Genomic DNA, 18,246 nt, shown 5'->3' on the forward strand with positions numbered 1-18,246 from the left:
GTCCCTCCTTTTCCATTGGTTTGATTAATTAATCATCTTGACGGAATGAAACGCCGAGATCGTTTAATTTCAACTTAATTTCTTCAAGTGACTTTTGGCCTAAGTTCCGTACCTTCATCATGTCAGCTTCGGTCCGATCGGTCAATTCCTTAACGGTATTGATACCCGCACGCTTAAGACAGTTGTATGAACGAACTGAAAGATCAAGTTCTTCAATTGTCATTTCAAGCATTTTTTCTTTATGGGTTTCTTCCTTTTCAACCATCACTTGTGCATTTTGAGCCTCTTCAGTAAGGTTGACAAACATTGCCAAGTGTTCCGTTAAAATCTTAGCACCCAAGCTAACAGCTTCGGTCGGTGTTAATGAACCATCAGTCCAAACATCTAAGGTTAGCTTATCGTAATCATTACGTTGACCAACCCGAGCATTTTCAACTGTGTAGTTAACACGTTCAATCGGGGTATAAATGGAGTCAATTGGCAATACACCAATTGCGAGATCATCCATTCGAGCTTTGTTATCATTTGCAGAAAGATAACCACGACCCTTGTCAGCAGTCATCTTGATGTGCAGTTCGGCACCATCTGCAACGGTAGCAATGTATAAGTCAGGGTTAAGAACCTCAACTTCACCATCGCCTTGAATATCACCGGCGGTAACTTCAGCAGGACCTTTAACATCAATCTCAAGATCCTTTTGTTCTTCTGAATCCAGTTTTAGAGAAACTTTCTTCAGGTTCAAAATGATTTGAGTTACATCTTCAGTAACACCTTCAACAGTACTGAATTCATGTAAAACACCATCAATTTGAATACTAGTGATGGCAGCACCAGGTAATGATGCTAGTAAAACTCGTCTTAATGAATTACCAAGTGTAGTTCCATAACCACGTTCGAGCGGTTCAACAACGAACTTACCGTAGCTATCAGTTTCTTCAACCTTGTGAATGTTTGGCTTTTCAAATTCGATCATTCTATCTCTGTACCCCTTTCAAACGCAGTTCGTATTTTAGACTAAAAGGCCATTGATGGATTCGTAACTCCAGCAATGTCAATTAAACACGACGACGCTTTGGAGGACGAGAACCATTATGAGGAACTGGAGTCACATCACGAATAGCAGTGACTTCCAAACCAGTTGCTTGAAGAGCACGGATAGCTGATTCACGACCAGAACCTGGACCCTTAACTTCAACTTCAACGGTCTTCATGCCATGTTCCATAGCTTGCTTAGCAGCAGCTTCTGAAGCCATTTGAGCAGCGAAAGGAGTTGACTTTCGTGAACCCTTAAAGCCCAATACACCAGCTGATGACCAAGCAACAGCGTTACCTTGAACATCAGTAATCATGATCAAAGTGTTGTTAAATGTTGAGTGAATGTGAGCAACACCAGTTTCAACATTCTTTTTTGCACGACGCTTACGCGTACCTTTTTTGGTTGCCATATTAAGTACTAACCTCCTTTATATTAAAATAGATTACTTCTTCTTGTTAGCAATAGTAACTGCCTTACCCTTACGAGTACGTGCATTGTTCTTAGTGTGTTGACCACGAACTGGTAAACCACGACGGTGACGCATTCCACGGTATGAACCAATTTCTTGGAGCCGCTTAATGTTCAAAGTAACTTCACGACGTAAGTCACCTTCTACTTGGTATTGGTCAACTTGAGTACGGATTTGTTCTTCTTGTTCAGGAGTTAAATCACGAACACGAATATCTTCAGAAACACCAGCGTCCTTCAAAATCTTTTGAGCACGTGTGTTACCAATTCCGTAAATGTATGTTAAGCCGATTACGATTCGCTTGTCACGAGGTAAATCGACACCTGCGATACGAGCCATTTATTTACACCTCCATCCTTATTTAAATAAATTACTTACCTTGACGTTGCTTGTGCTTTGGATTAGCAGAGCAAATAACCATAACACGTCCGTGACGCTTTACGATCTTGCAGTGTTCGCACATCCGCTTGACTGATGGTCTTACTTTCATTTTATTAATCCTCCTAGAGAGTTACTGTTTAATTACTACTTAAACCGGAAGGTAATCCGACCCTTGGTCAAATCATATGGTGACATTTCAACCTTAACACGGTCACCAGGTAAAATCTTAATGTAATGCATCCGGATCTTACCAGAAACGTGTGCTAAAATTTCAGCACCATTTTCCAATTCAACTTTAAACATCGCATTAGGTAAGGTTTCAGTAATCTTACCTTCAACTTCAATCACATCGGCTTTTGCCACAATTGGTTCCTCCTTGCATAACCAAGAAATGACGTAAAAACGGTGGAAAACGACATCATTTCCCACTGTAAGCTATATAAACCTTACAAAGTTTAGCATAACTATGTAAACTTCGCAAGGTTTAACAGCTTAAAGGTTATCTAATACCTTTTTAACATCTTCATAAACCTTGACAATGTCTTGTTGACCATCGATTGTGTACAAAACACCTTTCTTTTGGTAGTAGTCTACCAGTGGTGTATTTAACTTGATGTTAACATCTAACCGATTCTTTACGGTTTCAGGTTTATCATCATCACGTTGATAAAAATCATGATGACCACAAACATCACAAGTACCTTCAACCTTAGGTGGGTTGTATACTCGGTGATAAGTTGCACCACAATTACGACAGATAAATCGACCACTTAGTCGTTCTACCAATACATCTGGTTCGACGTGAATATTGATAACCGCATCTAGTTGTCGATTACTTTCAGCCAACATCTTATCCAATGCTGCTGCTTGGTTAAGATTACGTGGGAAGCCATCTAACATGAAGCCTTTTGCCGTATCATCTTTCGAAAGACGTTCCTTAACAATACCATTGGTAACTTCATCAGGAACAAGTTCTCCCTTATCGATGTACTTCTTTGCCTCAATTCCCATTGGCGTTTCATTCTTAATTGCTGCCCGGAAAATATCTCCGGTAGAAATGTGAGGAATATCAAAATCCTCAACAATCTTTTGAGCTTGTGTACCTTTACCGGCACCAGGCAAACCCATTAAAACAAGATTCATTGTCATTATACTTCTCCTCCTTCTGGTCTTGGTCCACGAATAAATCCAATATATTCACGTTTCATTGTCAAACCAGTTAATTGACGGACAACGTCAAGAGCAATTTGAACAATAATCAGTAAACTAGTACCACCTAATCCAATTGATTGACTTAGGTTCCATACATTGCTGGCTACTAATGGAATTAATGAAATCAATCCCAAGAAAAGTGAACCAACAGTACTTAACCGCATTAATAATGCTGAAATATATTGCTGAGTACCCTTTCCAGGACGAACTCCTGAAATATAACTCCCTTGTTTTTGCAAGTTTTCCGCAAGCTTTTCTGGATTGACTTGAACAAAGGCATAGAAGAAGGTAAATACAACAATTAAGAAAATATATAATGTAATTCCTGGTCCAGACTGCATGTTAAATATTGTAGATAACACTTGGTACCAGGTATCTCCACCATGATTTTGTTGGAATGCCATTAAGATTGTTTGCGGTGTAGAAATGAATGAACCAGCAAAAATAACCGGAATAACACCAGAAACGTTAATCTTTAATGGTAAGTAACTACTAGCAGGTGAAGTGGTAGTCCGTCGAGTATACTGAATTGGTAAGCGTCGTTCAGCCTGTTGTACCCAAGTAACAAAAGCAACAATGATAATCAATGCAATTATTACTAAGGCAACAAAACCGATTCCCATCCAAAGTGCCGATCCAGATTCACCAGCAATTTGGTCTTGCCATAGTTGGTAAATACCACCTGGCATCTGAGCAACAATACCAGCGAAGATTAGCATGGAAACCCCATTTCCTAATCCTCGCTCAGTAATCATATCACCCATCCAAGTTGCAAACATTGTCCCTGCAGTTAGAATTAATCCAATTGTCAAGTATGTTGTAACATTTGGATGATTGACAAGCTTTATCGAGCTTAAAGCATTAAAACCTGCTGTAATACCGATTGACTGAATAAATCCGAGAACAATTGTCAGCCATCGGGTTGCTTGATTCAACTTTCGCCGACCAACTTCACCTTGTTTACTCCATTCAACAAATCGTGGAACAATATCCATTTGTAGTAATTGAACAACAATTTGTGCAGTGATGTATGGAGAAACACCCATCGCAAATAGTGAGTAATTTTCTAGTCCACCACCACTAAAGGTATTAAGGATTGAAGCCAATCCAGTCGATGAAATTTCCTGCAAAGCAGCAGCATTAACACCAGGAACTGTGATCGCCGCCCCAATCCGGTAAACAATTAATACAAATAATGTAAAGAATATTTTTTTACGAATATCCTTAACCTTAAATGCATTTTTGACGGCTGTAAACAATTACATCACCTCAGTTTTACCGCCAGCAGCTTCGATAGCTGACACTGCTGAAGCAGAAAACTTATTAGCCTTAACAGTTAACTTCTTAGTAAGCTTACCGTTACCAAGAACCTTAACACCGCTCTTCAAGTTCTTAACAATGCCACTTTCCATCAATAATTGTGGAGTAACTTCAGTACCATCTTCAAACCGATCTAACGTACTTAAGTTAACAATAGCATATTCCTTACGGTTAATATTAGTGAAACCACGCTTTGGAATTTGCCGGTAGAGTGGCATTTGACCCCCTTCAAAGCCTAAACGTGTCTTACCATGAGCCTTTTGACCCTTAGTACCACGTCCAGAAGTAAAACCATGACCTGATGAAAGGCCACGACCCTTACGAAGACGCTTTGAACGAGAACCTGCAGCAGGTTTTAATTCGTTTAACTTCATTTAGTAGGCACCTCCTTATTATTTAGTTGTAATTACTTAACTTCTTCAATAGAAACTAAGTGAGCAATCTTAAAGATTTGGCCACGTGTTGCAGCGTTATCTGGTAAGATAACAGAACTGTTAATCTTACCAAGACCCAAAGCCTTAACAGTCCGGCGTTGGGTTGGCTGACGGTGGGCAACACTGTGGATTAAAGTAACTTTAACTTGAGCCATAATTAGTGCCCTCCTTATTCTGCTAAGTGGTCTACAGAAACGCCACGAAGTTTAGCAACTTCTTCAGCGCTCTTTAATTGCTTCAAACCTTCGAATGTTGCACGAACAACGTTAACAGGAGTGTTTGAACCAAGACGCTTTGAAGTAACATCGGCTACACCAGCAAGGTCCATAACGTTACGGACCGCACCACCGGCAGCAACCCCGGAACCTTCAACGGCTGGCTTCAACATAATCTTTCCACCACCGTATGTACCGATAACTTCGTGTGGAATAGTAGTACCAACGATAGGAACAGTGATCAGGTTCTTTTCAGCAGCAGCTTGAGCCTTACGAATAGCTTCAGGAACTTCTTGAGCCTTACCAGTACCAAAACCAACATGGCCCTTACGATCGCCGACAATTACTAAAGCGGCAAAACGCATCCGACGACCACCCTTAACAACCTTGGTAATCCGGTTGATGGCAACAACTTGATCGTCTAAGTCCAACTTTGCTGGATCAATGAATTCTGATGATGTCATTGCAGGTTATTCCTCCTTTTCCTTAGAATTTAAGTCCGTTTTCACGAGCAGCTTCAGCTAATGCTTGAACACGACCATGGTAAAGGTATCCACCACGATCAAAAACAACATTAGTGATGTTCTTTGCAGCAGCACGCTTGGCAATTAATTCACCAACACCACTAGCTTGTTCAGTCTTGCTCTTTCCACTAACTTCACTGTCAATTGTGGAGGCACTTGCGAGCGTCACACCCTTTACGTCATCAATTAATTGAGCGTAAATGTTTTTGTTTGAACGGTAAACACTTAAGCGTGGGCGCTCCGCAGTACCAGAAATCTTACCGCGAACGCGCATATGACGACGTTGACGGATCTTATTCTTATCTGGTTTAGAAATCACAACAGTCACCTCTTAATATAAAATATAGTTTAATTTGTCGATAATAACTAGTTAGTAACCAAATATTACTTACCAGTCTTACCTTCCTTACGAATAATGTGTTCGTTTTCGTAACGAATACCCTTACCCTTGTATGGTTCAGGTGAACGAACGGCACGAACTAAAGCAGCAAAATCACCAAGGTGTTGCTTGTTGATTGAGCTTAATTCAATAGTAGTGTTGTCAGGAACCTTAATATCAACATCTTCAGGCTTGTCCATTTCAACTGGTTGTGAGTAACCAACAGTCAAAATAAGCTTGTTACCCTTAAATTGAGCACGGTAACCAACACCGACAAGCTTCAAGGTCTTACTAAATCCATTAACAACACCTTCAACCATGTTGTTGACGTTTGCACGGGTTGTTCCGTGAACCATCTTAACTTGGTTGCTATCTTCATCACGATCAAATTTTACAACGTTGCCTTCAACGCTCATCTTGATCAATGGTGAAATTTCGCGACTTAAAGTACCCTTAGGACCCTTTACAGTCACAATATTACCTTGTTGAGAAATTTCTACACCTTCTGGTAGATCAATTTCCTTGTAACCAATACGACTCATGCTTGCACCTCCTAACTTAATTTAATTAATTACCAAATGTAGGCGATAACTTCGCCACCAATTTTCTTGGCGCGAGCAACCTTGTCAGTCACAACACCCTCAGATGTTGAGATAATGGCAATCCCTAATCCGTTGAGAACCTTTGGCACTGCGTCAGCCTTAACGTATGTACGAAGACCAGGCTTAGAAATCCGCTTTAATCCGGAAATAACCCGTTGACCATCGTTACCATACTTTAAGAAGACACGAATGATGCCTTGCTTGTTATCGTCAACGTATTCAACATCGCGAATGAAACCTTCATTCTTTAAGATTTCGGCGATGTCCTTCTTCATCTTTGATGCAGGTGCTTCTACTGATTCGTGTTGAGCCATATTAGCGTTACGAATACGAGTTAAGAAATCTGCGATTGGATCACTCATAGACATCGATGTTTTCCTCCTTTGTCGGTGATTTGTTTACCAGCTAGCCTTCTTTAAACCAGGAATTTGTCCCTTGTGGGCAAGTTCTCGTAAGCAAAGCCGGCATAAGTGGAATTTACGGTAAACTGAGTGCGGACGTCCACAACGTGCACAACGTGTGTATTCACGACTTGAGAACTTAGCTGGACGGTTGCACTTAGCAATCATTGATTTTTTAGCCAATTTGTGGAACCTCCTTTATTTAGCGAACGGCATACCAAGTTGAGCCAATAATTCGTGTGATTCTTCATCAGTTTGTGCAGTTGTAACAATAACAACATCCAAACCACGAACACGGTTAACCTTATCAAAATCAATTTCAGGGAAGATTAATTGTTCACGAATACCTAAAGTGTAGTTACCACGGCCATCAAATGACTTGTTGCTTACACCATGGAAATCACGAACACGAGGTAATGAAACATTAATCAACTTATCCAAGAAATCATACATGCGTTCACCACGTAAAGTGACCTTGGCACCAATTGACATTCCTTCACGAAGACGGAAGCCGGCGATTGACTTCTTAGCCTTAGTAATTAAAGGCTTTTGTCCAGAAATCAATCCCAATTCTTCAACGGCTTCATCAAGGTTCTTTGAGTTGGTAGTAGCGTCACCAACACCCATGTTTAAGACAATCTTGTCAATCTTAGGTGCTTGCATGATTGATGAATAGTTAAACTTTTCAATCAATGCTGGACGGATTTCACTTTCGTACTTAGCTTTCAAACGATTTTCCATTGGAAGTTATTCCTCCTTTCGTAATTAATTTTAGTCGATAGTCTTGCCAGATTTCTTGGCAAAACGAACCTTCTTACCATCAACGAACTTGAAACCAACACGGGTTGGTTCGTTAGTAGAAGGATCAATCAGCATAACATTTGAAGCACTGATAGCAGCTTCAGTATCAATAACTCCACCATTAGGGTTTGAGTTACTTGGCTTTTGGTGTTTCTTAACCATGTTAATGCCTTCAACGATCACACGGTTTGCAGAAGCAATGGTCTTTTTAACAGTACCTTCCTTGCCCTTGTCCTTACCGGCGATAACGCGAACTTTGTCACCTGTTTTAATGAACATGTTGATAGTGCACCTCCTTATTTTTGGGTAAATCTTACAGAACTTCTGGAGCTAATGAAACGATCTTCATGAAGTCATCTCCACGAAGTTCACGAGCAATTGGGCCAAAAATACGGGTACCCTTAGGGCTCTTATCGTTGTTAATCAAAACAGCAGCGTTTTCATCAAACTTGATGTATGAACCATCCTTACGGTGTAGACCTTGCTTAGTCCGTACTACAACAGCCTTAACAACGTCACCCTTTTTGACAACGCCACCTGGTGTTGCCTGTTTTACAGTAGCAACAATAATATCACCAATATTACCTGTTTTTACTCGGGAACCACCTAAGATCTTGATTACCAAGATTTCGCGGGCACCGGAGTTATCAGCGACCTTCAACCGACTTTCTTGTTGAATCACGGTTAATGTCCTCCTTCCATCTTTGAATAAGAATTAGAATACGAAATTTAGAGTTGTCTGCTAATTAAAGGGTAGCAGCCTTTTCGACAATCTTTACAAGACGGAAACGCTTCTTTGCAGATAATGGACGTGTTTCCATGATTTGTACAGTGTCGCCAGTCTTAGCTTCGTTGTTTTCGTCATGTGCGTAGTACTTCTTAGAATACTTAACACGCTTGCCGTAAATTGGGGCACTCTTGTAAGTATCAATCACAACAGTGATAGTCTTATCCATTTTATCGGAAACAACGCGGCCTTGATAAACCTTACGTGCATTACGTTCTTCACTCATGCGCTAATCCTCCTTTTCGTATTCTTTATTTATTTAATTCTTGTTGACGAAGAACTGTCTTAACCCGGGCAATGTCTTTGCGTACTTGCTTAAGACTTGCAGTGTTTTCCAATTGGCCGGTTGCTAATTGGAAACGTAAGTTAAATAATTGCTCCTTCAGTTCCTTTTCACGGTCAAGTAGCTTCTCAGTGGTTAATCCATTCAGTTCTTGTACGTAATCTTTACTTTTCATTAGATTGTCCACCTACTTCCTCACGTTTTACGATCTTAGTGCGAACTGGCAACTTGTGACCGGCAAGACGTAAAGCTTCACGAGCAGTTTCTTCAGATACACCTGCTACTTCGAACATTACCTTGCCACGCTTAACTGGGGCAACCCATCCTTCTGGGGCACCCTTACCATTACCCATCCGGACACCAACACCTTTGCTAGTGTAGGAAAGTTGAGGGAAGATCTTAATCCAAACCTTACCACCACGCTTCATGTAACGGGTAATAGCGATACGAGCAGCTTCAATTTGACGGTTACTAATCCAGTGGGAATCCAATGCTTGTAAACCAAACTCACCGAATGAAACAGTCTTACCACCCTTGGCTTCACCACGCATGTGGCCACGTTGAACCTTACGGTGCTTAACTCGCTTAGGTACTAGCATGTTTACTTCCCTCCTTCTTCATCGTTGTTCTTCTTGGTTGGCAAAACTTCACCACGGTAAATCCAAGTCTTTACACCAAGAACACCGTATGTAGTATTTGCTTCATCCCAAGAGTAATCAATGTCGGCACGCAAAGTGTGCAAAGGAACAGTTCCGTCTGAGTATGATTCAACCCGTGACATATCTGCACCATTCAACCGACCAGCAACTTGAGTTTTAATACCCTTAGCACCGGCACGCATTGCACGTTGCATAGCACCACGCATTGCACGACGGAATGCGATACGTGCTTCCAATTGACGAGCGATACTTTCACCAACAAGGTGAGCATCCAAGTCTGGCTTCTTAATTTCCACAATGTTAATGTGGACACGCTTACCAGTTAACTTGTTTAATTCCTTACGAAGTGCTTCAACTTCTGAACCACCCTTACCAATAACCATACCAGGCTTGGCAGTATGAATTGAAACGTTTACGCGGTTAGCAGCACGTTCAATTTCAACGGTTGATACTGAGGCATCAGCAAGTCGCTTTTCAATGTACTTACGGATCCGAAGGTCTTCGTTTAAGTAGTTTGCAAAATCTTTTTCTGCATACCACTTAGCAGTCCAGTCGCGAATGACCCCAACACGAAAACCATTAGGATTGATCTTTTGACCCACTATTCATTCCTCCTATCGTTCTGTAACAACCACTGTAATATGACTAGTCCGCTTGTTAATTGGTGAAGCGGAGCCCTTAGCACGTGGACGGAACCGCTTAAGGGTTGGTCCTTCGTTTGCGAATGCTTCGCTAACAACAAGTGAAGCACGATCTAAGTCAAAATTGTTTTCAGCGTTTGCAACAGCAGAATTTAATACTTTTTCAACATCTGAAGCGGCACCACGAGGAGTGAACTTCAGAATAGCAAATGCTTCAGCAACGCTTTTACCGCGAATTGCGTCTAAAACAAGACGAACCTTACGTGCAGAAACACGAACCATCTTAGCAGTTGCCTTAGCGGATGTAATGTTTTCAGCCATGTCTATTGTTCACCCTCCTTACTTAGTTGCCTTGTCATCAGTAGCGTGACCATGGAAAGTCCGTGTTGGAACAAATTCACCAAGCTTATGACCAACCATATCTTCTTGTACGTAAACTGGCACGTGCTTACGACCATCATATACAGCAAAAGTATAACCGATAAAACTTGGGAAAATTGTTGAACGACGTGACCATGTCTTGATGACAGTCTTCTTATCAGAACCTTCTTGTTCCTTAACCTTCTTTAATAGAGAAGCATCAGCGAAAGGTCCCTTCTTCAAACTACGACCCATTTAGTGTACCTCCTCTCGGGTATTTAAGCGATATTTAATCTTAACGAGTGTGTGGACCGCGCTTCCGACCACGAACAATGAACTTGTTTGAACGAGCCTTGTGTGAACGAGTCTTCTTACCAGCGGTCTTCTTACCCCATGGAGACAGAGGAGATGGTAAACCAACAGGTTGCTTACCTTCACCACCACCATGTGGGTGATCATTAGGGTTCATAACAGAACCACGAACGTGTGGACGTTGACCAGCGTAACGAGTACGACCAGCTTTACCCTTAATCAGCAATGCATGTTCATCATTACCAACAGTACCGATAGTAGCACGGCAAGTTGCAAGAACCATCCGAACTTCACCAGATGATAAACGAACAAGTACATACTTTTCTTCCTTACCAAGTAATTGAGCAGAAGCACCAGCTGAACGAGCTAATTGACCACCCTTGCCTGGCTTTAATTCAATGTTGTGAATAACTGTACCAACTGGAATATTCTTTAATGGAAGAGCATTACCAACCTTGATATCAGCATCTGGACCAGATTGAACAGTCATACCAACCTTAAGGCCCTTTGGAGCCAAGATGTATGACTTAGTACCATCAGCATAACCAAGTAAAGCAATGTTTGCAGTCCTGTTTGGATCATATTCAATTGCCTTTACGGTTGCAGGTACATTATCCTTAATCCGCTTGAAGTCAACGATACGGTATTGACGTTTTACACCACCGCCACGGTGACGAACAGTAATGTGACCGTAGCTGTTACGACCAGCCTTGTGCTTCAAAGGAGCCAATAATGACTTTTCTGGAGCTGACTTTGTAATTTCTGCAAAGTCATAACCGTTCATATTACGGCGACCGTTAGTAGTAGGTTTGTACTTACGAATTCCCACTATGTTTTCCTCCTTTTTCTAATGATTAGTTTTCGCTGTCATTAAACAGCTTAATTTCATTTGAGTCGGCAGATAAAGTAACAATAGCCTTACGACGACGTTTAGTGTAACCAACGTAACGGCCTTGACGCTTCTTCTTACCCTTTAAGTTCATGATGTTTACCTTAACAACCTTAACACCAAAGATTTCTTCAACAGCATTCTTTACTTGTGTCTTAGTTGCTCGTAAATCAACATCGAATGTGTAACGCTTGTCGTCCATACCAGCCATTGAAGCTTCAGTAACTACTGGACGTAAGATAACTTCGCGTGCTTCCATTATGCGAGCACCTCCTCTACTTGAGAAAGAGCTGACTTAGTGATGACAATCTTTTGACTGTCAACAACACTTAAGATGTTAACACCAGCTGGTGTAACAACAGTGGCATTTGCCAAGTTGCGAGCAGACAAAGCAGCGTTCTTGTCATCATCAGTAACAACAACCAGTACCTTTTCGGCAACCTTAAGGTTATCCATAACTCCTGCAAATTCCTTAGTCTTTGGTGCATCAAAGTTTAATGCATCAACAACAACTAAAGCGTTGTCGAGAACCTTTTGAGAAAGGGCAGACTTAATAGCAAGTTGACGAACCTTGCGAGGAAGGCTGTACTTGTAAGAACGTGGAGTTGGGCCGAAGACAATACCACCACCACGGAATTGTGGTGAACGGATTGAACCTTGACGAGCACGACCAGTACCCTTTTGACGCCATGGCTTCTTACCACCACCGCTAACAGCTGAACGGTTCTTTACGGCATGAGTACCTTGACGCATTGAAGCACGTTGACGAAGAATGGCTTCAAACTCAGCATTTTCATTTGGTTCAATACCGAAAATATCAGCATTCAAATCGATAGTACCGTTTTGGCTACCATCTTGCTTGTACAAATTAACGCTAGTCATTATTAACTTCCTCCTTTCTTAATTATTTGTTGTGTTGCTTGCTCAGGCTCTTCTTAGTGTTAGCCTTCACAGAATTCTTAATAGTAACGTATGACTTGTTAGCACCAGGAACGTTACCCTTAATTAAAAGAACATTGTTATCAAGATCAACCTTAACCACTTCAAGGTGTTGCATAGTGACAGTCTTGCCACCCATACGACCTGGTAACTTCATTCCCTTGAAGACACGGTTAATAATTGGTCCTAATGAACCTGGACGACGGTGATAACGAGAACCGTGTGACATTGGTCCACGTGATTGGTTGTCCTTGTGAATGTTACCTTGGTAACCATGACCCTTTGTAACACCCGTAACGTCGACAGTTTCACCTTCATTGAAGACATCAGCCTTAACTTCGTCTCCAACCTTGATGTCATCCCCTAATTCAGCGTCACGGATTTCACCGATGAAGCGCTTAGGGGTCGTGTTTGCTTTTGCTGCATGACCTTGTTCAGGCTTGTTACTCAAGATTTCACGCTTGTCGTCAAAACCAAGTTGAACGGCATTGTAACCATCGTTTTCAACGGTCTTAATTTGCATAACAACGTTTGGCGTTACATCAATAACAGTAACTGGTACTAATTCACCGTTGTCAGTAAAAACTTGAGTCATCCCAACCTTTTTACCTAAGATTCCTTTGGCCATGAGTACACCTCCTAAAATAATTTAATTTAAAAATATAATTACAACTTAATTTCGATATCAACACCACTTGGAAGATCGAGCTTCATAAGTGAATCAACAGTCTTTGGTGTTGGATCAACGATATCAATCAAACGCTTGTGAGTGCGCATTTCAAATTGTTCCCGAGACTTCTTAAACTTGTGTGGTGAACGGAGAACAGTGTAAATAGTCCGTTCAGTTGGCAACGGGATAGGACCTGAAATTTGAGCACCTGTACGCTTTGCAGTTTCAACAATCTTGTCTGCTGATTGATCAAGGATACGGTGTTCATAAGCCTTTAACCGAATACGAATCTTTTGTTTTGCCATTATATTCCCTCCTTCGTCAGATTTAAAATTTGACTAGCTCCGCGGAAATTACCGCCACATCCTGTGGCAAAGCGGCCGGGTGTGTCGCAACCTTCCGCATCATCGCTTCGCAGCTTAATTTCGTTTGGGGGTATACAAAATATACCTCTTGAACTCAAGCACCTATCCATAATACTAAAGAATGATTGTTATATCAACCTTTTTGAGAAATTAATTTCACTTTTTTCTTTACAAGTTGATTGCAGTCACGAAATTTTTCTGCAATATTTTTTAGTTTTTGTCGTGTTTGTACTAACAAATGCTAAAATATGATCATTGTACATTTATTTATCAAGGAGTTACTTATGGAGTTTTCGTTTAAGAAAAAAAACGTCACTAAACTATACCTCGAATACACAGTTCTCTTTTTATTCCTTGCTTTATGTATTTTCGGGACATATTTAGTAACTGGTCATAGTATTATCTGGAGTAAGGATGCTTTAAATCAGCACCTTCCTCTTTTAGCCCAGTACCGTCAAGCAGTGGTTAATTTTCTTCATCACCCTGGAAAGCTTAATTTTTGGTCCTGGCAATTTGGATTAGGATCAGATACTTTCCAAGTCTTTTCCTATTATAATATTGGAGATATTTTTTCCTATTTGGCACTGCTCTTTCCGGCACGTGAAATTACCCGAGCTTACCAGTTCATTAGCATTATTCGGATGTACTGTGTCGGTCTCTCCTTTGTTTATTTTGCGCAGCATTTCAAATTTAAGAATACAACCATTCTCGCAGGAACAACTGCTTATCTAGTAAATTCTTTCCTATTATATGCTTGCGTTGCCCAACCGTTTTTTACAACACCCTTTATTCTTTTTCCATTAATCGTGGTTCAAATTGAACGAATTTTACAGGGTGGCTCTGCATGGCCATTAACTGGTGCTTTCACATGGATGCTCATTAGTAACTACTATCTGGCATTTATTCTCGGGATCGGTTCATTAATCTACCTTATTCTTCGTGTTACGACCAAGTACTTAAGGGTTCTTAATTATCTCCAAGTATTTATTAAGTTAGCCTTTGCTACCATTACAAGTCTGCTCTTATCAGCCATTATGTGGATCCCAGAGCTGATTGCTGTTAGTCATTCAACTCGGCTTGGGGCACAATTTGCAAATGGCTTAAAGGTTTACCCGCTATACTACTATCTCTTCTTACCGAAACAGTTAATCAACGGTGATCAATGGTCCTTTATGTTTTGGAGTGCTTTGGGAATTGTTTCTATCGGTTTCATTGCCCTTGTCTATGTCTATATTCATGCTAAAAAGTACCCATTAATCACAATTAGCCTTAGCCTTGCCCTTATCATGCTCCTCATTCCTGCTGTTGGTGCAGCCTTTAACGGAATGATGGCTGCTTCGAATCGCTGGACCCTCTTAATCTACCTTCCCTTAGCAATGGCAATTTGCCTATTAGTTGAAAATGCTACCTCACTCTCTCACCACTCGCTAAAAATTATTTCTTCCGCAACGGGAATTTATGTAGTGGTTCTTCTCGTTACATTTCTCTTTGAAAGCGAAAATGATATCATTATCCCCCTCCTTTTTCTTATAACTTCATTACTCCTTCTCTGGTTGATTAACTTTCATCGTCTTAGCTATCCCCAGCTTTGGCTTTTTGGAATTATCGTTCTTAACGCAGGATTCAACGCAATCTACGCATCATTTCCGTTTAATGGGGATTTCAGTACTAAGATGCTTAACCGTGGACAATACCAGCAAATGATGGCAATGCGTTATGGAGGACTTGACAAAGATTTGACTCGTACCCCTACTTACCGGGTATCAACAATTAGCCAAAATCAAATCATTGATGTTCCAACTATTGATAACGATCTTACTTCTGGACTTCATAATATTGATTCATATTATTCACTGCAAAATCAATATTTAGGTGATTTCAGTACAAGCTTGCAAAATAACCAGTACCAAGCAAACGTCCCCCTTCGTCAAGTTGATGATCGGACGGTTCTTAATAACTTTTTAGGCGTTAAGTACTTATTTGTTCAGAGTGATGGTGAAAATGCTACCAAGATTCCTGCTGGTTATTTTCTGGATCAATCATCTACCCCCATTATTAATTACGATTCTGGCCAGCCAAGCAATATCAAGGACAAAAAAGACTTTATTCCTACCCAGACAAACCGCTATAAATCAAATAATGCTTTCCCACTAATTTACTGGCAAGATAGCTACATTAGTCAGAAACGTTACCACAAGTTATCCCCTACCGAGAAGGAGCGAGCACTGGCAAGTGGGGTGGTGGTTAACCATGAAAACGTTACTAAGGGAATGAAAGCCGCAAATCTTAATAACCACGTCTATAAGTTAAAAAGCAATTTAATATCAAACCGGTTGAATAAGGTTAACCCCAAAAACTTAAAGTATACGGATAGCGAGGAGAAATACCGGATTGAGCTGCCGCAATTAACAAACTCTACTTTTAGACGAAAACTTCGTGGATCTGAACTTCACATTGAGTTTAGTCAAATTAAGTTCACCCCATTTTCAATGAAGGAGCAGCTCAAATATGAGCAGAAACACCTCCAACAGATGGCAACTAATCCTGGCAGTAGCGTTAATTATAAATATAATCAGTATCGTTATTGGCGCTATCATGTTCTTAATGGTTCACCTGATATTAGCTTTAAGATTAACGTTGGCAGCCGCTTTGGTACCGCAACAATTAATCAACCAAAGCAAAGTACCCTTTCATTCTTTAAGCAAGTTAAAAATTCAACGTTGAATATTGGCTACTATGCTGGTGGTCTTCCAGATCATCTTTCGTTTCAACCAACAAAACTTGGTACTTATCAATTAAAGTACCAGGTAGTTGCTGAAAAGCTTGATGATCATTACCAAAATCAATTGGCAAACATTAAGAAGCATGGTTTGCAGAATATCAAGTTTGGTCGGAATCAAATTCAAGGCACAATCAGTACTAGCAGAAAGGGAATCCTTACCTCCTCAATTCCGTACTCAAGTGGTTGGCGGGCAACCGTAAACGGTAAAGCCGTTAAAACAGTTAGAACCAACCAAGCATTCCTAGGAATTCCGCTTTCGGCCGGTACACACCAGATAAAGTTCACTTATCAATTACCTGGCTTCCGTCCTGGCTTAATCGTAAGCATCGCTGGTTTAATCTGGACGCTAGTAGCTGCTTTGATCTCACTAATTATGTTTAACCGAAAAAAATAACTAGAAAAGGCTCCCAACGTCATTTAGACGCTAGGGAGCTTTTTGAGAATAAATTAAATTTTAGCCCGCTTTGGCATTATGAGGTTAAGAACAATTGCCGTAATTGCTGCCATTGCAACTGGTGAACCAAGAAGGTATTGAACCATTTGGGGTGCCCCATGAACAATTTTTTGCGGAATTAACACTAAAGCAATCGTAATCACAATTGGCAATCCGATGATGTAGAGGTCACTTTCTCGGACCTTTAAGTTTCGGATAACATTTAACCCATTTAACATAATTGTCACAGTAATGATAGCGAAAACCCCACCAATTACTGGAGCCGGAATAGCTGCAAGAAAGGCTGAAAGCTTTGTACAGAATCCCAAGATAATGAACCATACCCCAGCGGCGACAAACACAATCTTACTGGCAACACCAGTGATTGAAATAATTCCAGCATTTGTAGAGTATCCCGTAACAGGTGTTGTCCCGGTAATCGTAGCAATTAAACAACTAAGGCCTTCACCAATAATTCCCCGGTTCCATTGCTTATCAGTAATTTCATGATTTGTTACGGCACCCATTGCAAACCAGGTCCCGGTAGTTTCAGTAGTTAAGATTGCATAAATAATAATGAAGGTAAAAATTGCAGTCATATCAAAGTGGATTCCCCAGTGAAAAATTGTTCGTTGAGGAAGACTAAACCATGGGGCTGCTGCAACGGATGAAGCATCAAAACGTCCCATTGAAGCACTAATTGCAGTTCCGACTAACAAGGCAATTACAATTGAACCAGTCTTAAATAACTTTTGAACCTTAGGGAAACGAATACTGATTGCTACACAAACAATTAAGATAGCAGCGGTAATTCCTGCTAATTCCATGTTTTGGTAAACATCACCTTTAGCCTCAAAGATATTATCGTTCAATGCTGAAGGAATTAGTGATAAACCAACGCAAGTAATAATTGTCCCACCAACAACAGCTGGAACTAAACGGTTAATAATTTTTTGGAAGAAGCCGCTTAGCCCAAGCAGGATTAACAAAATTGCACCGACAAGTAGTGCACCCATTAATGTTGACATCCCACCACCATGAAGGCCGCCACTAGCAAGAACAACCCCAGCAGCCGCAGTTAAGGGAACGAATGATGGTCCTTGAGAAACGGGCATTTTCATAAAGTAAGCCGTTTGTAAGATTGTACCAATTCCACAGGCTAAAAACGTTGCTTGGAGCAATCCTGTGGAATCAGCTGCCCCCATTGCCAATAGTCCACCAAGAATAATTGGCGGAACATAAACGTCCATTGCTAAAACGTGTTGTAAACCAAGTAATACTGCTTCTCCGGTTGGAACCTTTTCATCGGGTCCAATCAATAATTGTGCCTTTTCATCCATTAAGTTATCCTC

Annotated in this window: 30 protein-coding genes; 1 reads left to right on the forward strand and 29 read right to left on the reverse strand. The window is 40.8% G+C overall.

Annotated features, from left to right (window positions below):
* Positions 1 to 28: 28 nt before the first annotated feature.
* The 28 genes from N4627_RS07360 to rpsJ form a co-directional block, all read right to left on the reverse strand.
* Positions 29 to 973, reverse strand: coding sequence for a DNA-directed RNA polymerase subunit alpha (locus tag N4627_RS07360; RefSeq protein WP_003716677.1), 945 nt, complete (start codon positions 971 to 973; stop codon positions 29 to 31).
* An 82-nt stretch (positions 974 to 1,055) separates the two neighbouring features.
* Complete coding sequence (gene rpsK / locus N4627_RS07365) at positions 1,056 to 1,445, reverse strand: 30S ribosomal protein S11 (protein ID WP_003716676.1); 390 nt, start codon at positions 1,443 to 1,445, stop codon at positions 1,056 to 1,058.
* Positions 1,446 to 1,478: 33 nt separating this feature from the next.
* On the reverse strand, positions 1,479 to 1,844 hold the full coding sequence (rpsM, locus tag N4627_RS07370) for a 30S ribosomal protein S13 (RefSeq protein ID WP_003716675.1): 366 nt from the start codon (positions 1,842 to 1,844) through the stop codon (positions 1,479 to 1,481).
* A 31-nt stretch (positions 1,845 to 1,875) separates the two neighbouring features.
* The gene (rpmJ, locus tag N4627_RS07375) at positions 1,876 to 1,995 is read right to left on the reverse strand and encodes a 50S ribosomal protein L36 (RefSeq protein ID WP_003714521.1); all 120 of its coding nucleotides are present in this window, start codon (positions 1,993 to 1,995) and stop codon (positions 1,876 to 1,878) included.
* A 35-nt stretch (positions 1,996 to 2,030) separates the two neighbouring features.
* Positions 2,031 to 2,249, reverse strand: a complete 219-nt coding sequence (gene infA, locus N4627_RS07380; protein WP_040530804.1) for a translation initiation factor IF-1 — start codon at positions 2,247 to 2,249, stop codon at positions 2,031 to 2,033.
* 129 nt (positions 2,250 to 2,378) lie between these two features.
* On the reverse strand, positions 2,379 to 3,029 hold the full coding sequence (locus N4627_RS07385) for an adenylate kinase (protein WP_278777665.1): 651 nt from the start codon (positions 3,027 to 3,029) through the stop codon (positions 2,379 to 2,381).
* 5 nt (positions 3,030 to 3,034) lie between these two features.
* Positions 3,035 to 4,357 carry a preprotein translocase subunit SecY gene (gene secY, locus N4627_RS07390; RefSeq protein ID WP_003716672.1) on the reverse strand — a complete coding sequence of 441 codons (1,323 nt, stop codon included), beginning with the start codon at positions 4,355 to 4,357 and terminating at the stop codon, positions 3,035 to 3,037.
* A complete protein-coding gene (gene rplO, locus N4627_RS07395; RefSeq protein WP_003716671.1) occupies positions 4,358 to 4,792 on the reverse strand; it encodes a 50S ribosomal protein L15 in 435 nt (144 codons plus the stop codon).
* A 32-nt stretch (positions 4,793 to 4,824) separates the two neighbouring features.
* The gene (rpmD, locus tag N4627_RS07400; RefSeq protein ID WP_003716670.1) at positions 4,825 to 5,007 is read right to left on the reverse strand and encodes a 50S ribosomal protein L30; all 183 of its coding nucleotides are present in this window, start codon (positions 5,005 to 5,007) and stop codon (positions 4,825 to 4,827) included.
* Between the two features lie 14 nt (positions 5,008 to 5,021).
* Positions 5,022 to 5,531: a 30S ribosomal protein S5 gene (gene rpsE, locus N4627_RS07405; protein WP_003716669.1), complete on the reverse strand. Its 510-nt coding sequence runs from the start codon at positions 5,529 to 5,531 to the stop codon at positions 5,022 to 5,024.
* A 22-nt stretch (positions 5,532 to 5,553) separates the two neighbouring features.
* Positions 5,554 to 5,910 (reverse strand): 50S ribosomal protein L18, encoded by a 357-nt coding sequence (gene rplR / locus N4627_RS07410; RefSeq protein ID WP_040530802.1) that lies wholly within the window; start codon positions 5,908 to 5,910, stop codon positions 5,554 to 5,556.
* 65 nt (positions 5,911 to 5,975) lie between these two features.
* Positions 5,976 to 6,512, reverse strand: a complete 537-nt coding sequence (gene rplF / locus N4627_RS07415) for a 50S ribosomal protein L6 (RefSeq protein ID WP_003716667.1) — start codon at positions 6,510 to 6,512, stop codon at positions 5,976 to 5,978.
* A 29-nt stretch (positions 6,513 to 6,541) separates the two neighbouring features.
* Positions 6,542 to 6,940, reverse strand: coding sequence for a 30S ribosomal protein S8 (rpsH, locus tag N4627_RS07420; RefSeq protein ID WP_040530800.1), 399 nt, complete (start codon positions 6,938 to 6,940; stop codon positions 6,542 to 6,544).
* A gap of 30 nt (positions 6,941 to 6,970) precedes the next feature.
* Positions 6,971 to 7,156 (reverse strand): type Z 30S ribosomal protein S14, encoded by a 186-nt coding sequence (locus tag N4627_RS07425; protein WP_003716665.1) that lies wholly within the window; start codon positions 7,154 to 7,156, stop codon positions 6,971 to 6,973.
* A 15-nt stretch (positions 7,157 to 7,171) separates the two neighbouring features.
* Positions 7,172 to 7,714: a 50S ribosomal protein L5 gene (gene rplE / locus N4627_RS07430; protein ID WP_003716664.1), complete on the reverse strand. Its 543-nt coding sequence runs from the start codon at positions 7,712 to 7,714 to the stop codon at positions 7,172 to 7,174.
* Between the two features lie 30 nt (positions 7,715 to 7,744).
* Positions 7,745 to 8,053 (reverse strand): 50S ribosomal protein L24, encoded by a 309-nt coding sequence (rplX, locus tag N4627_RS07435; protein WP_003716663.1) that lies wholly within the window; start codon positions 8,051 to 8,053, stop codon positions 7,745 to 7,747.
* Between the two features lie 34 nt (positions 8,054 to 8,087).
* Positions 8,088 to 8,456 carry a 50S ribosomal protein L14 gene (gene rplN, locus N4627_RS07440; protein ID WP_003716662.1) on the reverse strand — a complete coding sequence of 123 codons (369 nt, stop codon included), beginning with the start codon at positions 8,454 to 8,456 and terminating at the stop codon, positions 8,088 to 8,090.
* 64 nt (positions 8,457 to 8,520) lie between these two features.
* Positions 8,521 to 8,787 (reverse strand): 30S ribosomal protein S17, encoded by a 267-nt coding sequence (rpsQ, locus tag N4627_RS07445; protein WP_003716661.1) that lies wholly within the window; start codon positions 8,785 to 8,787, stop codon positions 8,521 to 8,523.
* Between the two features lie 25 nt (positions 8,788 to 8,812).
* Entirely contained in the window at positions 8,813 to 9,019 is a 207-nt protein-coding gene (rpmC, locus tag N4627_RS07450) for a 50S ribosomal protein L29 (RefSeq protein WP_003716660.1), read from the reverse strand.
* Positions 9,009 to 9,443, reverse strand: coding sequence for a 50S ribosomal protein L16 (rplP, locus tag N4627_RS07455; RefSeq protein WP_003716659.1), 435 nt, complete (start codon positions 9,441 to 9,443; stop codon positions 9,009 to 9,011). The genes rpmC and rplP overlap by 11 nt, the downstream gene beginning before the upstream one ends.
* Before the next feature lie 2 nt (positions 9,444 to 9,445).
* Positions 9,446 to 10,105 carry a 30S ribosomal protein S3 gene (gene rpsC / locus N4627_RS07460; RefSeq protein ID WP_003716658.1) on the reverse strand — a complete coding sequence of 220 codons (660 nt, stop codon included), beginning with the start codon at positions 10,103 to 10,105 and terminating at the stop codon, positions 9,446 to 9,448.
* Between the two features lie 12 nt (positions 10,106 to 10,117).
* Complete coding sequence (gene rplV / locus N4627_RS07465) at positions 10,118 to 10,465, reverse strand: 50S ribosomal protein L22 (protein ID WP_003716657.1); 348 nt, start codon at positions 10,463 to 10,465, stop codon at positions 10,118 to 10,120.
* Positions 10,466 to 10,483: 18 nt separating this feature from the next.
* Positions 10,484 to 10,759 carry a 30S ribosomal protein S19 gene (rpsS, locus tag N4627_RS07470; RefSeq protein WP_003716656.1) on the reverse strand — a complete coding sequence of 92 codons (276 nt, stop codon included), beginning with the start codon at positions 10,757 to 10,759 and terminating at the stop codon, positions 10,484 to 10,486.
* Between the two features lie 40 nt (positions 10,760 to 10,799).
* Positions 10,800 to 11,645: a 50S ribosomal protein L2 gene (gene rplB / locus N4627_RS07475; RefSeq protein WP_040530795.1), complete on the reverse strand. Its 846-nt coding sequence runs from the start codon at positions 11,643 to 11,645 to the stop codon at positions 10,800 to 10,802.
* Positions 11,646 to 11,670: 25 nt separating this feature from the next.
* Positions 11,671 to 11,964 (reverse strand): 50S ribosomal protein L23, encoded by a 294-nt coding sequence (gene rplW, locus N4627_RS07480; protein ID WP_003716654.1) that lies wholly within the window; start codon positions 11,962 to 11,964, stop codon positions 11,671 to 11,673.
* On the reverse strand, positions 11,964 to 12,587 hold the full coding sequence (gene rplD, locus N4627_RS07485; protein WP_003716653.1) for a 50S ribosomal protein L4: 624 nt from the start codon (positions 12,585 to 12,587) through the stop codon (positions 11,964 to 11,966). Before rplD ends, rplW begins: the two co-directional genes overlap by 1 nt.
* A 22-nt stretch (positions 12,588 to 12,609) precedes the next feature.
* Positions 12,610 to 13,272: a 50S ribosomal protein L3 gene (gene rplC / locus N4627_RS07490; protein ID WP_003716652.1), complete on the reverse strand. Its 663-nt coding sequence runs from the start codon at positions 13,270 to 13,272 to the stop codon at positions 12,610 to 12,612.
* A 38-nt stretch (positions 13,273 to 13,310) separates the two neighbouring features.
* Positions 13,311 to 13,619: a 30S ribosomal protein S10 gene (gene rpsJ / locus N4627_RS07495; protein ID WP_003716651.1), complete on the reverse strand. Its 309-nt coding sequence runs from the start codon at positions 13,617 to 13,619 to the stop codon at positions 13,311 to 13,313.
* A gap of 344 nt (positions 13,620 to 13,963) precedes the next feature.
* Between rpsJ and N4627_RS07500 the strand changes: the two genes are divergently transcribed.
* Complete coding sequence (locus N4627_RS07500; RefSeq protein WP_040530792.1) at positions 13,964 to 16,855, forward strand: YfhO family protein; 2,892 nt, start codon at positions 13,964 to 13,966, stop codon at positions 16,853 to 16,855.
* Between the two features lie 53 nt (positions 16,856 to 16,908).
* On the opposite strand, the gene N4627_RS07505 is transcribed toward N4627_RS07500, so the two are convergent.
* Entirely contained in the window at positions 16,909 to 18,234 is a 1,326-nt protein-coding gene (locus N4627_RS07505) for a uracil-xanthine permease family protein (RefSeq protein WP_098045113.1), read from the reverse strand.
* Positions 18,235 to 18,246: the final 12 nt, after the last annotated feature.

The sequence above is a fragment of the Limosilactobacillus vaginalis genome (genome assembly GCF_025311515.1).
Lineage (GTDB): Bacteria > Bacillota > Bacilli > Lactobacillales > Lactobacillaceae > Limosilactobacillus > Limosilactobacillus vaginalis.

Excerpts from the sequence above, each read along its gene's own strand:
- N4627_RS07360 (WP_003716677.1), bottom strand. The coding sequence starts at position 973 with ATGATCGAATTTGAAAAGCCAAACATTCACAAGGTTGAAGAAACTGAT.
- rpsK (WP_003716676.1), bottom strand. The coding sequence starts at position 1,445 with ATGGCAACCAAAAAAGGTACGCGTAAGCGTCGTGCAAAAAAGAATGTT.
- rpsM (WP_003716675.1), bottom strand. The coding sequence starts at position 1,844 with ATGGCTCGTATCGCAGGTGTCGATTTACCTCGTGACAAGCGAATCGTA.
- rpmJ (WP_003714521.1), bottom strand. The coding sequence starts at position 1,995 with ATGAAAGTAAGACCATCAGTCAAGCGGATGTGCGAACACTGCAAGATC.
- N4627_RS07385 (WP_278777665.1), bottom strand. The coding sequence starts at position 3,029 with ATGAATCTTGTTTTAATGGGTTTGCCTGGTGCCGGTAAAGGTACACAA.
- rplO (WP_003716671.1), bottom strand. The coding sequence starts at position 4,792 with ATGAAGTTAAACGAATTAAAACCTGCTGCAGGTTCTCGTTCAAAGCGT.
- rpmD (WP_003716670.1), bottom strand. The coding sequence starts at position 5,007 with ATGGCTCAAGTTAAAGTTACTTTAATCCACAGTGTTGCCCACCGTCAG.
- rpsE (WP_003716669.1), bottom strand. The coding sequence starts at position 5,531 with ATGACATCATCAGAATTCATTGATCCAGCAAAGTTGGACTTAGACGAT.
- rplF (WP_003716667.1), bottom strand. The coding sequence starts at position 6,512 with ATGAGTCGTATTGGTTACAAGGAAATTGATCTACCAGAAGGTGTAGAA.
- rpsH (WP_040530800.1), bottom strand. The coding sequence starts at position 6,940 with ATGTCTATGAGTGATCCAATCGCAGATTTCTTAACTCGTATTCGTAAC.
- rplE (WP_003716664.1), bottom strand. The coding sequence starts at position 7,714 with ATGGAAAATCGTTTGAAAGCTAAGTACGAAAGTGAAATCCGTCCAGCA.
- rplX (WP_003716663.1), bottom strand. The coding sequence starts at position 8,053 with ATGTTCATTAAAACAGGTGACAAAGTTCGCGTTATCGCCGGTAAGGAC.
- rpsQ (WP_003716661.1), bottom strand. The coding sequence starts at position 8,787 with ATGAGTGAAGAACGTAATGCACGTAAGGTTTATCAAGGCCGCGTTGTT.
- rpmC (WP_003716660.1), bottom strand. The coding sequence starts at position 9,019 with ATGAAAAGTAAAGATTACGTACAAGAACTGAATGGATTAACCACTGAG.
- rplP (WP_003716659.1), bottom strand. The coding sequence starts at position 9,443 with ATGCTAGTACCTAAGCGAGTTAAGCACCGTAAGGTTCAACGTGGCCAC.
- rplV (WP_003716657.1), bottom strand. The coding sequence starts at position 10,465 with ATGGCTGAAAACATTACATCCGCTAAGGCAACTGCTAAGATGGTTCGT.
- rpsS (WP_003716656.1), bottom strand. The coding sequence starts at position 10,759 with ATGGGTCGTAGTTTGAAGAAGGGACCTTTCGCTGATGCTTCTCTATTA.
- rplW (WP_003716654.1), bottom strand. The coding sequence starts at position 11,964 with ATGGAAGCACGCGAAGTTATCTTACGTCCAGTAGTTACTGAAGCTTCA.
- rplD (WP_003716653.1), bottom strand. The coding sequence starts at position 12,587 with ATGACTAGCGTTAATTTGTACAAGCAAGATGGTAGCCAAAACGGTACT.
- rplC (WP_003716652.1), bottom strand. The coding sequence starts at position 13,272 with ATGGCCAAAGGAATCTTAGGTAAAAAGGTTGGGATGACTCAAGTTTTT.
- rpsJ (WP_003716651.1), bottom strand. The coding sequence starts at position 13,619 with ATGGCAAAACAAAAGATTCGTATTCGGTTAAAGGCTTATGAACACCGT.
- N4627_RS07500 (WP_040530792.1), top strand. The coding sequence starts at position 13,964 with ATGGAGTTTTCGTTTAAGAAAAAAAACGTCACTAAACTATACCTCGAA.
- N4627_RS07505 (WP_098045113.1), bottom strand. The coding sequence starts at position 18,234 with ATGGATGAAAAGGCACAATTATTGATTGGACCCGATGAAAAGGTTCCA.